Genomic DNA, 14,512 nt, shown 5'->3' with positions numbered 1-14,512 from the left:
ATTAATGAGCGACTACAAACATACTTTGAATTTACCGGAAACAGCGTTTCCAATGCGCGGCAATTTGGCACAACGTGAACCAAAGATGCTTAAGACATGGTATGAAGACGATCTTTACGGTCAAATTCGCAGCGCTAAAAAAGGTAAAAAAACCTTCATTTTGCATGACGGTCCTCCGTATGCAAACGGTGATATCCATTTAGGCCACTCGGTAAACAAAATTCTTAAAGATATTATTGTTAAGTCAAAAACTTTGTCTGACTTCGACGCACCTTACGTGCCGGGTTGGGACTGTCACGGTTTACCAATTGAATTAATGGTTGAAAAGAAAGTAGGCAAGCCAGGCGTTAAGGTGTCTGCTGCTGAGTTCCGTGAAAAATGTCGCGCATACGCAAAAAAACAAGTCGAAGGTCAAAAAACAGACTTTAAACGTCTTGGTGTATTTGGTGACTGGGACAAGCCTTACTTAACAATGAACTTTGACTTTGAAGCGAATGCAATTCGCGTACTTGGTCGCATCATTAAAAATGGTCACTTACATAAAGGTGCTAAGCCTGTTCACTGGTGTACAGATTGTGGTTCAGCACTTGCTGAAGCGGAAGTTGAATACCAAGATAAACAGTCTCCAGCAATCGATGTGCGTTTTCAGTTTGCTGATCAAGATACTGTAATCAATGCGTTTGAACTTGCTGAAGGCCATGAAGGTACAGGTGCAGTTAGTACAGTGATCTGGACGACAACACCTTGGACATTACCAGCAAACCGTGCAGTAGCGGTTCACGAAAAACTTGAATATGCTCTTGTTCAAATTGATGATGAAGGTGCACAGCAACGTCTAATTTTAGGTTCTGAGCTAGTTAAAGATGCTATGGACCGTTATGGCTTCAAACATTACCACGTACTCGGTTATGTAAAAGGTGCCGCACTTGAGAACTTACAGGTTGCTCACCCATTCTATGACTTCACAGTGCCTGTGATTGTTGCCGATCACGTAACGACTGATTCTGGTACTGGTGTTGTTCATACTGCACCTGGTCATGGTCAAGAGGATTTCGCGGCAGGTCTTGCTTATGGTTTAGAAGTAGCTAATCCGGTTGGTGCTAACGGTGTTTACTTACCTGACACACCAATGTTTGCAGGTCAGCACGTATTTAAAGCGAATGCGAGCGTTATTGACGTATTAACTGAAAACAATGCGTTATTGCATCATCATGCACTTACGCACAGCTACCCACATTGCTGGCGTCATAAAACACCTATTATTTTCCGTGCTACGCCACAGTGGTTCGTAAGTATGGACCAAGCTAACCTTCGTCAAGATTCATTAAACGAAATCAAAAAGACGGAGTGGTTACCTGAGTGGGGCGAGAGCCGTATTGCAAACATGGTTGAAGGCCGTCCTGATTGGTGTATTTCACGTCAACGTACATGGGGTGTGCCAATTGCATTATTCGTTGATAAAGACACAGGTGCGCTTCACCCGAATACACAAGAGCTTATCGAAGAAGCTGCGAAATTGGTTGAAAAATCAGGTATTCAAGCTTGGTATGACTTAGACCCAGCTACTTTACTTGGCGATGACGCTGAGCAATACATGAAAGTACAAGATACGCTAGATGTATGGTTTGACTCAGGTGTGACTCACGCATGTGTGGTTGATGCACGTGAAGATTTAACTGGTCCTGCTGATCTTTACTTAGAAGGTTCTGATCAACACCGTGGTTGGTTTATGTCGTCAATGATGACATCGGTTGCTATCAATGGTCATGCGCCATATAAGCAAGTGCTAACACATGGTTTCACGGTTGATGAAAACGGCCGTAAGATGTCTAAGTCATTAGGCAATGTAATTTCGCCACAAAACGTGATGAACAAGCTAGGTGCTGACATCCTTCGTTTATGGGTTGCATCAACTGACTTTACAGCTGAAATGACTGTATCTGATGAAATCTTTAAACGTTCAGCTGACCGTTACCGTCGTATTCGTAACACGAGCCGTTACTTACTTGCGAACTTAAATGGATTTAATCCAAAAACGGATCAAGTTGCTATTGAAGATATGGTTGAGCTTGACCGTTGGATTGTGGGCCGTGCAGCAGAGCTTCAAGATGAAATCTTAGCGGCTTACGACAAGTATCAAATGCTACTTGTAACGCAAAAGCTAATGAACTTCTGTACTGGTGAGCTTGGTTCGTTCTACCTAGACGTAATCAAAGATCGTCAATACACAGCGAAAAGCGACAGCCACGCGCGTCGTTCATGTCAAACTGCGCTTTATCACATTGCCGAAGCAATGACGCGTTGGATGGCACCGATCTTAAGCTTCACCGCGCAAGAAATCTGGGAAGCATTACCAGGTGAGCGTGACAAATTTGTATTCACTTCAGTGTGGTACGATGGCTTGCAAGCCTCTTCACAAGGTAAATTCAGCAACGATGATTGGTTAACAATCCTTAACGTGCGTGATGAAGTAAACCGTGTACTAGAAGCCGCTCGTAAAGAAGAAGTTATTGGTGCTACTCTACAAGCAAACGTAAACATTTATGCAGGTGAAGAGCTAAGCGCGAAATTAGCTGCATTAGGTGATGAACTGCGCTTTGTACTATTAACGTCAGGCGTAACCGTTGAAACTGTGACAGCACAGCCAGAAGATACGCAAGCTACAGAAATTGATGGCTTATACATTAAAGTTGCTGCTACAACCGCTGAAAAATGTGAGCGTTGTTGGCACTACTGTGATGATGTAGGTGCTGATCCTGCTCACCCTGAGATCTGTGGCCGTTGTGTAAGCAATGTTGATGGCGATGGTGAACAGCGTCAGTTCGCATAGGAGTTGTTTGTGAGCAAACTAGCCGGAAAAAGTGGCTTGGTTTGGTTATGGCTTAGTCTACTACTTTTGGTAGTAGACTATGCGACAAAATCACTTGTCGTTAGTACCATGGCCTACGAAGAGTCGATTGATATTCTGCCGTTTTTTAATTTCACTTATGTACATAATTATGGTGCAGCCTTCAGCTTTTTAAGTGATTCAGGTGGCTGGCAGCGTTGGTTCTTTAGTTTAATTGCAGTGTCGATCAGCGTGCTTTTAGTGTGGTGGTTGAAACGTTTGCCAGCGTCTAACAAAGTATTATGTTCTGCTTATGCGTTAGTATTAGCCGGTGCGATTGGCAACTTATACGACCGCATCGCTTATGGCTATGTCATTGACTTCCTGCATGTATATTACGAAAACTGGCACTTTCCTGTTTTTAATATTGCCGATTGTGCAATTTGTATCGGTGCCGCATTACTTTTATTTGATGCCTTCACAGGCGAAAGTCCTAAGGAGCAACAAGCATGAGCCAAGCTGTAATTGGTGAAAACTCTGAAGTGATCTTTCATTTCTCAATTAAGTTAGAAGATGGCTCAGCAGCCGATTCAACCAAGGTACATAATAAACCTGCAAAATTGCGAATGGGTGATGGTAGCCTGACAGCAAACTTTGAAAAATGTTTACTCGGTTTAGCGGCTGGTGACAGTAAGTCATTTGCATTAGAGCCAGAAGATGCATTTGGTCAGCCGAATCCAGATAACATTTATTATGTTGAACGCAGCAAGTTTGGTGCAGATACTCCAGCTGAAGTAGGTAATATTATTGCCTTTACTCAACCAGATGGCACAGAGCTACCAGGTCTTGTTCGTGAAGTTCAAGGTGACTCAGTCACGATTGACTTTAACCACCCTCTTGCAGGGCAGCGCTTAACCTTTGAAGTTGATATTTTAGAGGTAACAGGCTAATGGACATTTTATTAGCGAATCCACGTGGCTTTTGCGCAGGTGTAGACCGTGCAATTAGTATTGTGGAGCGTGCACTGGATATCTTTGAAAAGCCAATTTATGTGCGCCATGAAGTCGTTCACAACCGATATGTTGTTGATGGCTTAAAAAATCGCGGTGCCGTGTTTGTTGAAGAGCTAGATCAGGTTCCTGACGACAGCATTGTTATCTTCAGCGCACATGGTGTTTCGCAAGCTGTCCGCAATGAAGCAAAACGTCGCGACCTTAAAGTGTTCGATGCCACGTGCCCACTGGTAACAAAAGTGCATATGGAAGTAACACGCGCAAGCCGTAAAGGCACTGAATGCGTGTTAATTGGTCACCATGGCCATCCTGAAGTAGAAGGCACAATGGGGCAGTACGACAACGAAGCGGGTGGTATTTACTTAGTAGAAACTCCTGAAGATGTTGCAGGCTTAACGGTTAAAAACCCTGAAAACCTGTTTTACTGTAGCCAAACGACGTTATCTGTAGATGATACGGCAGATGTGATTGATGCACTTCGTACTAAGTTTCCGGCGATTGATGGCCCGCGTAAAGATGACATTTGTTATGCTACGCAAAATCGTCAAGATGCAGTGCGTGACTTAGCAGATAAAGTGGATGTACTGCTTGTAGTAGGTGCTAAAAATAGCTCTAACTCAAATCGTTTACGTGAACTTGCTGACAAAATGGGCACCACTGCTTATTTAATTGATGATGCGAGTAATGTTGAAGCGGATTGGTTCAACAATGTCAATGCGGTGGGGGTGACTGCAGGCGCATCTGCACCAGAAGTTTTAGTTCAACAGGTTATTACTCGTTTAAAAGAACTGGGTGGTAATCAAGTTGTTGAAAATCCTGGTGAAGAAGAGAATATAGTATTTGCCGTTCCTGTTGAGCTACGCTAATCTAAGCAAATAGTAGTCAACAGTTAAAAGAGGAGCCCATGAGCAAACAGCCAAATTCAAACGGCTTGCTGATTGCGGCTCTTTTTCAATCTCGTGGTGTCCTTGCCACACTGATCGTCAGCCAAGTCATAGCAATTTTACTCGCTTTTTCACCCATGAGTTTAGGTGATGTTTGGTCACGCCTTGCTATATTTAGCTGCTTTTTACATCTAATTTTTCTTTCAAGCTTATCCTTACTGTATGTGTGCCGGGCCTTACTTACAAAGCTGTCACATTCAAAGCAGCTATATATTCTGATATCCACTTTACTGGCATTAACGTCTGCTTTTAGCTGGCTGTTTTTGTCAGTGTTTTCAGATGTGTTCGCTATGGAGTCGAGAGCTAACTTTATTGTCAGTAATTTACTGATCATATTTTTGGTCACCGCGTTGTTCAGCCAATTCCTGCTTATTCATAATCAAAAAGAGCAACAAACGAAAGCGTTAGCGCAGGCTGAACTTGATGCATTACAAGCAAGAATTCGTCCTCACTTTTTGTTTAATAGTTTGAACACTGCAGCTGAGCTGACACATTATGATGCTGACGCGGCTGAACAAGCAATTTTAGCGCTGGCGGCGCTGTCACAGGCTGCTATGCGCAGTGGTAAAGCCATAAAGCTTGTTGACGAAATTACTTTGTGCCAACAGTATGTAGCCCTTGAGCGTTGGCGCTATGGCGAACGCCTAGCATTAAGCTGGCAATTACCTAGCGAGTTGCCAGACATTGATATTCCGTGTTTAACAATACAGCCAATTATTGAAAATGCGGTATTTTATGGCGTCGAGCCAGCAGAACAAGGCAATATTTCTGTTGAAATGCATCAATCGGATAAAGCTTATACCTTTATTATAACGAATCCTGTAGCTGCAGAAGTGAATAACTCACGAACAGGTAATGGGATGGCACTGGATAATATCCGCCAACGTTTGGCGCTTTTCTATCAACAAAAAGCACAGCTGACGACCACAATTCGTGATGATGTATTTAGAGTGAAGCTGGTAATACCAAAGCAGAGGGATGCATGATAAAAGTTTTGATTGCTGATGATGAACCACTAGCAAGGGCACGTATAAAACGTTTATTAGCTGCAAATGAGGGTTGCACTATTGTTGGTGAAGCAAGTAATGGTGAGCAAGCAATTGAACTTTGTAAGCAACTACAGCCCGATTTAGTGATGCTTGATATTAATATGCCCAAGCAGTCGGGCCTTGAAGTAGCTGCTGAACTAAAACAGTTTTCGATCCCCCCAGCAGTGATGTTTTTAACAGCGCATCCTGAGTATGCGTTAACTGCATTTGAGCTCGCAGTAGATGGCTATTTAGTTAAACCTGTATCCGAGCAAGCTTTAACAAAAGCAATGGCGCAGCTTAGTAAATTAAACCGAACTCAAGTATTAACCCCTGAAAATAACTATATTTGTTATCAACTTGCAGGCGTATTAAGAAGAGTAAATATAGATGATGTTATTTGCTGTATCGCAGAGCAAAAATATACCCGAGTAGTGTTTTTTGAAGGTGAGGCACTTGTTGAGCAAAGTTTAAAGCAACTAGAGCAAACCTATCCGCTTCAGCTACTTAGAATTCACCGAAATACACTTGTGAATAAGCAACATATTGTTAGCATTAATAGCCCATCTTCAGGTGGGCATACAGTTACGATGAAGCAGTATGAAGAGCCTTTGGCAGTTAGTCGCCGAGAGCTTAAAAATGTTAAAGGTGTAATGGGTAAAAAATAACAATCTTCATTGCAGCATCTTATCTTCAATAATTACTTTCTTTATTAGTCATTATCTAAGTTTGAGCAAAGTTTAAGTACCGTTTATCGCGCATTTTGACCGCTCGTCCATATACAGATTGTTATTTATTTGTGTCGTAATATTCTTATGGTATGTAAAAGTATCAATGAACTTCACCATGATTAAACATTCTGAGCAGCAAGGCTTTACCCTTATAGAAGTACTTATTGCCTTTGTTATTTTAAGCTTTGGCTTATTAGGCGCTGTTGCACTGCAAGCAAAAGCTAAACAGGCAAGCTTTGACTCTATGCAACGAGCAGCAGCAGTTGTTTTAGGTAATGACATTATTCAACGGATACGAGCAAATGATACACCTCAATTAGCAACACTTTATAAACAAAATTTTAGCAGTGAAACTAAAGCCAGTTCATCGACAACTTGTTTTAATTCCTCATGTAGTGCCGCACAAATTGCCTTACTCGATATAGAGCAATGGAAACGAGCAATACGCGCACGAGAAAATACCGGCTCTTTAGACAGTGCTACAGTATGTATTAATCCTGAGGCAGTCGCTGGCACTGGAGGAAAAGGGTTTAATTTAGAAGTTATAGTAACGTGGCAAGGGCGCCAAGAGTTTTCCGCAAATAAAGAGACAGAGGGTGTTACGTGTGGTACGGCTGATAAAAGGCGTCGCTTAGTGGTAATTACCAGTTATATTTATGTGAGGAGTTAACATGAAGCAAACAGGTTTTACACTTATAGAGGTGATGATTTCCTTGTTCATTGGTGGGCTTATACTTGGTGGTGTTATGTTTACTTATATTGGTATGAAAGTAACGACTAAAGACACTATGGCTATAGGAGAGTTGCAAGAGTCGGGCCGATTAGCAATAAATATAATGCAACGAGATATTGAGCAAGTCGGGTTTTGGGGTACTTATTACGATGATTCATTCACTACAGCTAATACTGTTGTTAATTCAGCTATCACAGAGACCCCAGATTGTGGTGAGGGATTAAATAATGGTAGTTTCCCTGATTTAACGAGCAGCAGTAACTTTCGCTCCATTTACGCAAAAACAGCCAAAAGCAACAATGAGCTAAATTGCATCAGTGATGCAGTTAAAGATACAGATATTCTACAACTGAAATTTTTACAGGGTGATCCCCAGTATAATGCTGCCAATAACATTAATAAAACTATAGATGAGGTTAATTATTTTGTTGCAGAGCAGGAGAATGCCATGTTTGTAACTGGTAATTACACCCCTACCAATGGTAATGCAACAATATGGCCTTATAGCCATCATGTCTATTATATTGCAGAGCAAACATATGAAGTAAATAATAAAAAAATAACAGTTCCTGTATTAAAACGTAAGCGATTAGTTAATAACGGTATGACGTCAGAAACTATCATGGAAGGTATTGAAAATATGCGCTTTATGTTTGGTCTCGATACTACTAACGATAGTCGAGTCGATACCTATAAAAGTATCGCAGATATGACACCGACTGATTGGGAAAATCGTAAAGGAATTTTGACCTTACAACTATTTTTATTGGTAAGAACACTGCAACCCGACCCTGGAATTAAAATTAATAATCAAAAATATATACTTGGAGAAGGTTCAGGTAAGCGAGAATTAACATTTAATGATAACTACAGACGCACCGTATTCACCACTACTATTCGTTTAAGTAACGTTGGGGGAAACCTATGGAAAATTTAAATATGTTACAAAATAGGCAGCAAGGTGTAGTGCTTATTACAGCATTAATTATGGTAATAGCCGTAACGGGTATTGCCGTTACTTTGATGAGTAGCAGTACGATTGATATTAAAATTACCAATGCCGCACAAGAGCGAGAAGTTGCTGAAAATGAATTAGTAGGCGAAGTGCAAAAAGTAATTGCAACAGAGGCAGCAAAAGGAGCTGCAAGCAGCTTTTTTCTTACATCAAGTGAAACAAAAACTGAAGAAAAAAAGGATGATACTTCTGTGATTACTATAAATGAGAAAGACATATCATTACCTAATAGTGATATGAAAAGTATTCTTAACAACCTGAACAACGGCCAGCTAGAATTAAACTGCCCGCGTACCTATAGCTATACGGCTGGGGTTTCATGCAATATGGTGCAAGTCACCACTACTATAGAATATGGCTCTAAGAGTAAGCACCAGTTAACTGTTGTAACAGGTATAGCGCAAGAAATGGCTGATAAAGGTAAGGGGATTTAACATGAAACGAGCAACTAATTTAGTACTTACCTATATTATGTGCCTTTTTTTTACAATGACCGCAGCCGCGGAAGACATAGAGTTGTATGTAAACAAGAATGCCAACATAGATGAAAAGCCACGGGTACTATTTATTTTTGACACATCAGGGAGTATGGCGTGGGATGTGACCGATGGAGGGCAGTGTTATAAATGGGATGGGAGATCGGTAAATTACCCTGATTTTTATCAAACAACTTGTTTTGAGAGCTCAGGCCCCAATAACACAGAGCAATGCTTCAAAAAAGCTGATACAGGCTCACGGTGGGGGCGTTTTTATAATGGACCATCAACAAGTGCTGGATATAGTTACAGTGATGGATATTATAGTGCTACGTGTAATGAAAGTCGCTTAAATGTTGCAAAAACTGCAGTGAAACAACTGGTTAAAGATAACGACGACATTGATTTTGGTCTGATGCGTTTTAATTATAACGCTGATAATGAGCCAGGTGGTGGCTATGTGCTTGCTAGAATTGGTGCAAATGAAAATACACTAGTTAAGGAAATTAATGAACTACCTGCATATGGTTCAACTCCATTAACAGAAACTTTGTGGGAGGCATATTTATACATTACAGGAAAAAGTATTAAGTTTGCAGATGGTGTTCAAGACAGAGATAAAAGTGTTGATAATAATCAAAATTACAAATCACCTTTTAGAAAAAATAAAGGGAATAAACTGCGCTGTGATAACTCCATAAACGTTATATTAATGACAGACGGCGAGCCGCAAAATGATGGTGAAGCGAATACGGATATAAATAATATTCATAAAAGCTTGTTTAATCGTGATGCTAATTCGTTTGGTTATTATAATAGTTACTTAGTCGCTTTGGCGAGAATATTACATGGTACTGAAGATAAGCAAGTTGATCTCTATCCATCTACAACAGAGTCTATTGATACGGCTCGCTTATTTACCATTGGTTTTGGTAATAGTATGAGGGTAGAGGCACTTGATCTACTTGAAGAGGCTGCAAAAGTAGGGGGGGGGAAATATCTTCATGCAAATTCGGCGGATCAACTATCTGAGGCGTTTAAAAATACTATTACATTAATACGCGAGGAGAACAGTACATTTACCTCTCCGTCTTTTGCAAGTAATAACGTGGATCAAACCCGTAGCAAAGATGCGGTATACCTTGCGATGTTTTATCCAGAGGTAGGCACTCGGTGGCGCGGTAATTTAAAAAAAATAAAAGTGATGGGAAATAAACTTATAGATTCAACATCAACGCTTGCATTAAATAGTGACGGATTAATTAAAAAAGATGCTAAAACATTTTGGACGAAGGGCAATTTAGCTGACGGCAACTCCGTTGAAAGCGGTGGAGTAAATGCGATGCTGACAAGTTTAGATCCGGGTAAGCGTAAATTAATTTCAGATATTGGGGTATTTACTATATCTAACCTTGTGAAAGTTTATGGTGACAAAGAAAAAGCTGCTGGTGTTTTTAATGTTTCTGAAAGCGTTTTTGATTCAACAATAAACTGGGCACGTGGTGTTGATGTTGATAATGAGAATAGTACAAGCACCCAGCGAGCTGATATTTTTGGCGACCCTTTACATTCAAAACCTGTGGCGATTGATTATGGCAATAATGATGTTCGTATACTTGTCGGTACAAACGCAGGCTTTTTACACATGTTTAAAGATGATGATAGTAAGAATGAAGTAACTGAAAGCTGGGCATTCATACCTTCAGCGTTATTTAATATTATTAAGCCGCTTAGAGCCAAAGAGGCCGGAAAAAAATATGGCATGGATGGCCCTATTAGCGCGTACTCTAAAAATGAGAGTTTAGATGCCGATGGTATTAATGATGGCATTGTTAATGCTGGTAAAGGTGATACTGTATGGGCGTTTGCAGGCATGCGACGTGGCGGTAGAAATTATTATGGGTTAGATATTACTAAGCCTGACTCACCTTCTTTAATGTGGAGTATTAAAGGCGGGGTAGATTCAGGTTTTGAAGAGCTTGGTCAGTCTTGGTCGAAACCACAAGTTGCGTTTATAAAAGCCTTTGGTGATAAGCCCGTTTTGATTTTTGGCGGTGGCTACGACACCATTAAAGATAAAGATAAAGACAAAGGGAATAAACGCGATGCAGACTCAATGGGTCGAGATGTGTTTATTGTTGATGCTAAAACCGGTAAAAAGCTTTGGTCACTGCGCAGTAACAATAGCTTTACTGGTAAACACAGTATTGCAGCAGATGTCACGTTACTTGATTCTGATTATGACGGCTACATAGATAGAATCTATGCAGCAGATACTGGCGGTAATATCTGGCGAGTTGATATGCCTAGTGATAAGAAGGAAGCGTTTAATCACCATAAGTTGGCTGAACTAGGCGGGAGTGTTGATAGGCGTTTTTTTTACAAACCAATGGTTGCACGAACGCTATTTAGTAAAGTGACAATAAAGGGAGATGTTACCACTAGACTAGACACTCCATTCGATGCAGTTGTTATTGGCAGTGGGAAAAGAACAAACCCTAATGACGTTGAAACAGCAGATCAGTTGTTTATGATAAGAGATGAAAATACAGTTACACAATTATTTTCAGATAAAAAACCAGACGTAATAAAACCAGATAATTTAATGGTAATGAATGATGATCCATTTGGTAATGCGTTAAATAACGTAACTGGTTTTATTGAATTAGAAGCAAAGCTTGGGGCAGAGTTTAAAGGGTGGCGATATAGATTAGCTGCAGGGGAAAAATCATTAGCGGCTGCAACAGTAATTGGTGGCGTTGCATATTTTACATCTTTCACACCTGCTTCAGAGTCATCGGCTAAAAACCAATGCTCGCTCAGTGGCGGTGGCGGCTCACTTTATGCTTTTCATTTACATTACGGTACTAAAGTTTATGATGATTTAAAGTTTGCAACTAGTACTGAAGTACCTGATACACCACAGCTTTACTTTGGCTCTACTTGCGCCGATAGCGATGGTAATGGAAAGTGCGATGATGATTCTTCAAAAGTACCTAAAAGCCAATTCTATTTAATTGGACCGGGCATAAAAGGTGATAATGCTAAAAACCCACTGCAACCACTTGAAATTACAGGGCCAGGATTAAAAGTTGTAGACGATAAAATACAACTTGTAAAAGATGAAACATTAGGGTTTGGTTTTAAAACACAGCAAACGTATATATATAAACGCGAAGAAAATGATGAAAATATACAGAACGAATAAGATTAAGGCGGCTGAAATGATAAAAAAACAACGTGGTTTTACCTTGATTGAGCTAATGATAGCCGTAGCTATTGTAGGGATTTTAGCCTCAATAGCACTGCCAAATTATACTGAGTATGTAAAACGCTCTTCTAGGGCAGAGGCCGCAGCGGCGCTTTTAGACGCTGCTAACAAACAAGAGCAGTACTTTGTAGATAACCGTGAGTACACAGAGACATTTTCTGACTTAGGTATACAAGACACCACAGAAAACGGCCATTTTGAGCTATCGATTGATGTGGATGATGACAACAATACCTTTATAATTACAGCTAAACCTATCGCGGGTGCAGTAAAAGGCGACGGTGATTGCACACAAATTACAATCACTGACACTGGTTACAAAGGCGCTAAAGGAACCAAAGGTAACTCAGATGTTGAGTATTGTTGGGGACGTTAACTAGTTGCTCTGACACTTATCGGTTGATTTAACACGTATTCGACCTGTTTGACTCACAGATAAAGCCAACCCCTCCAGGTTGGCTTTATCTTTATTGGGGCAATATATAAATGTTCCGTTTTGAAAACCATTCAAAGAGCCGTCAGGTCTAAAGGTAATTGCACTACGAGGGTATTGCATAGAATCTGCATCATGAATTTTTTCAAAAGTGCTTATTAATAGGTCGTTGGTATCTAACGAGGTCGATTTATCGTTATCAATAAACAGCGACATTTGCCCATCCCACTCATCTTTAGTGCATTGATTATCTTTTAAAACACACAAAGTAACATAAGTGCTATTTTCAATGGCGTAAAGGCGGCCATAGTTAATGTTTCGGTGCAGTAAACCAACATGATTGTCGGCACGGTTTTTCGCTAAAAAGTCAGGAAAAACCGATAGAGAAATTTGGCTAACAATACTCACAATAGCAATAGATGCCATCAATTCTAAAAGCGTATAGCCAGCCTGAGTTTGGGTAGATAACCTCATCCCTGAAGCCCTGAGTCAAAAATGTATTAGCTCAGTGTAGTAAATGATAGAAATATGACAATATAATTTGTATTTTTTTTAACCGCAAGTTTGAGTTGTATCACCTGTATAAAAAGCCGTACCCGATTGTGATAAAGTCAGTGCTTTATTATTTTCAGTGCCACCATTAGGGCAAAAAACAAAGTCACCAGGGGTTGTGGTAATTCGTCCACTGGTATTAAATCGTAAGCGGTCGTCATTCCCTGTAAAGGTTAACTTGTCGTTATCTGATATTTCTTCCATAGCACGTAAAAGCGTATCTTTTGCCTTGTTAAAATTGCCATCGTTATCTATATCAATAAACACGGTAATAATTTTATTCTCATCCCATTTATAGCTGCAACTAAATGTATCTGTATTGTTTTTAATTTTCCCCTGGCCTGTAGGGCATATAACAACTATTTCGTCGGTACTAGCAGCTTGCGAACGGGCAAAACTAATATTACGTTTTAGTTCAAGTAAAAAGCTCTCAGCACGGTTTTCCTCAAGCATATCGCTGCTGTCCCAAAGTGCTATAGAGGCAATAATACCCACTATGGCAACTGCCACCATAAGCTCTAATAAAGTTAAACCGGTTTGGAATTTTCTCATATTATTTATACCTACTACATTTATTATAGCTAGTTGAAAAAGATTTATAATTCAGGCTTATAAATAATTATACCATGCTTGGTTGTTTTATCATCGAATTCATTTGCTTTGTTTGCTATGAACTCCGTGATTGTCTAAAATCGAGGCAACTAAAGCTTTAATAAGTAGTGAGCATGAAAAAAATAGAAGCAATCATCAAACCGTTTAAGTTAGACGATGTACGCGAAGCCCTATCAGATGTAGGTATTACGGGTATGACTGTAAGTGAAGTAAAAGGTTTTGGCCGTCAAAAAGGCCACACAGAACTTTATCGTGGTGCTGAATACATGGTCGATTTTTTACCTAAAGTGAAATTAGATATCGTGTTAAGTGACGAAAATGTCGATCGTGCTATTGATGTCATCGTTAAAACATCGCAAACAGGTAAAATTGGTGACGGTAAAATCTTTGTCACTGACGTTGAGCGTGTCGTACGTATTCGTACCGCTGAAGAAGATGAAGACGCAATTTAATTAGTATACCCAAGCCACTTCAAGATGCAGAATTCAGCGTTTCACAGGTGCTTAATATAAAGGCGTTACTTTGCAAAAATGGTAGTCCCTTTTAAGAAGTAACAACGATGAAAGTAAGTGCTTGTGGCGCCAAAAGGGTTGGTTTAAAAGCGATTTATACTGCTTTATAGATTTAACAATAGAACCACTATTACTTGCAATCAATGCCTTGCCTAAATCGCTTTTAATTCCAACTAAAACTCGCACCTTGGGGTGGTTTGGGTATATTCGATCGCAAACATTAAAAAAGGCACCTTAGGCTGTCTCTTGATCACAAGTCTGACTCAAGAGATTTAGCTAAATCGTAGCCTTCTAGGATGGCTTGTAATTTAAGCCATCCTTGCCATAACACGCTGACCGATGCACGCCCTGTGCGCTTGGTATCT

At 40.2% G+C, this 14,512-nt stretch carries 14 protein-coding genes; 12 read left to right on the top strand and 2 right to left on the bottom strand.

The annotated features are described in order from the left end of the window. The first annotated feature begins 4 nt into the window (after positions 1-4). From ileS to ABMY41_RS16465, 11 genes are all read left to right on the top strand, one after another. Positions 5-2,830, top strand: coding sequence for an isoleucine--tRNA ligase (gene ileS, locus ABMY41_RS16515; RefSeq protein ID WP_349275472.1), 2,826 nt, complete (start codon positions 5-7; stop codon positions 2,828-2,830). A 9-nt stretch (positions 2,831-2,839) separates the two neighbouring features. Continuing rightward, positions 2,840-3,340, top strand: a complete 501-nt coding sequence (gene lspA / locus ABMY41_RS16510) for a signal peptidase II (RefSeq protein ID WP_054561910.1) — start codon at positions 2,840-2,842, stop codon at positions 3,338-3,340. Next, the gene (gene fkpB / locus ABMY41_RS16505) at positions 3,337-3,777 is read left to right on the top strand and encodes an FKBP-type peptidyl-prolyl cis-trans isomerase (RefSeq protein ID WP_252948880.1); all 441 of its coding nucleotides are present in this window, start codon (positions 3,337-3,339) and stop codon (positions 3,775-3,777) included. The genes lspA and fkpB overlap by 4 nt, the downstream gene beginning before the upstream one ends. Then, positions 3,777-4,706: a 4-hydroxy-3-methylbut-2-enyl diphosphate reductase gene (gene ispH, locus ABMY41_RS16500; protein WP_349275470.1), complete on the top strand. Its 930-nt coding sequence runs from the start codon at positions 3,777-3,779 to the stop codon at positions 4,704-4,706. Before fkpB ends, ispH begins: the two co-directional genes overlap by 1 nt. Positions 4,707-4,744: 38 nt before the next feature. Further along, positions 4,745-5,770, top strand: a complete 1,026-nt coding sequence (locus ABMY41_RS16495; protein WP_349275469.1) for a histidine kinase — start codon at positions 4,745-4,747, stop codon at positions 5,768-5,770. Continuing rightward, the gene (locus tag ABMY41_RS16490) at positions 5,767-6,480 is read left to right on the top strand and encodes a LytTR family DNA-binding domain-containing protein (protein WP_349275467.1); all 714 of its coding nucleotides are present in this window, start codon (positions 5,767-5,769) and stop codon (positions 6,478-6,480) included. Before ABMY41_RS16495 ends, ABMY41_RS16490 begins: the two co-directional genes overlap by 4 nt. Positions 6,481-6,658: 178 nt before the next feature. Next, positions 6,659-7,213, top strand: a complete 555-nt coding sequence (gene pilV / locus ABMY41_RS16485; protein ID WP_349275465.1) for a type IV pilus modification protein PilV — start codon at positions 6,659-6,661, stop codon at positions 7,211-7,213. A gap of 1 nt (position 7,214) precedes the next feature. Beyond that, the gene (locus ABMY41_RS16480; protein ID WP_349275463.1) at positions 7,215-8,213 is read left to right on the top strand and encodes a PilW family protein; all 999 of its coding nucleotides are present in this window, start codon (positions 7,215-7,217) and stop codon (positions 8,211-8,213) included. Next, positions 8,201-8,725, top strand: a complete 525-nt coding sequence (locus ABMY41_RS16475) for a pilus assembly protein PilX (protein ID WP_349275461.1) — start codon at positions 8,201-8,203, stop codon at positions 8,723-8,725. Before ABMY41_RS16480 ends, ABMY41_RS16475 begins: the two co-directional genes overlap by 13 nt. A 1-nt stretch (position 8,726) precedes the next feature. Beyond that, positions 8,727-11,975: a PilC/PilY family type IV pilus protein gene (locus ABMY41_RS16470; protein ID WP_349275460.1), complete on the top strand. Its 3,249-nt coding sequence runs from the start codon at positions 8,727-8,729 to the stop codon at positions 11,973-11,975. 16 nt (positions 11,976-11,991) lie between these two features. Further along, on the top strand, positions 11,992-12,414 hold the full coding sequence (locus ABMY41_RS16465; RefSeq protein WP_349275459.1) for a type IV pilin protein: 423 nt from the start codon (positions 11,992-11,994) through the stop codon (positions 12,412-12,414). Here ABMY41_RS16465 and ABMY41_RS16460 read toward each other — a convergent pair whose 3' ends face one another. Both ABMY41_RS16460 and ABMY41_RS16455 read right to left on the bottom strand, forming a co-directional pair. After that, positions 12,415-12,945 (bottom strand): GspH/FimT family pseudopilin, encoded by a 531-nt coding sequence (locus ABMY41_RS16460; protein ID WP_349275457.1) that lies wholly within the window; start codon positions 12,943-12,945, stop codon positions 12,415-12,417. Between the two features lie 78 nt (positions 12,946-13,023). Then, positions 13,024-13,575 carry a GspH/FimT family pseudopilin gene (locus ABMY41_RS16455; protein WP_349275456.1) on the bottom strand — a complete coding sequence of 184 codons (552 nt, stop codon included), beginning with the start codon at positions 13,573-13,575 and terminating at the stop codon, positions 13,024-13,026. A 173-nt stretch (positions 13,576-13,748) separates the two neighbouring features. Here ABMY41_RS16455 and glnB point away from each other — a divergent pair, with 173 nt between their 5' ends. Continuing rightward, complete coding sequence (gene glnB, locus ABMY41_RS16450; protein ID WP_349275455.1) at positions 13,749-14,087, top strand: nitrogen regulatory protein P-II; 339 nt, start codon at positions 13,749-13,751, stop codon at positions 14,085-14,087. Positions 14,088-14,512: the final 425 nt, after the last annotated feature.

The organism is Pseudoalteromonas sp. BZA4 (assembly GCF_040104395.1).
In the GTDB taxonomy this organism is placed as follows: domain Bacteria; phylum Pseudomonadota; class Gammaproteobacteria; order Enterobacterales; family Alteromonadaceae; genus Pseudoalteromonas.
Note: the sequence above shows the minus strand (reverse complement) of the source record. Positions and strands in the feature narration are given on the sequence as shown.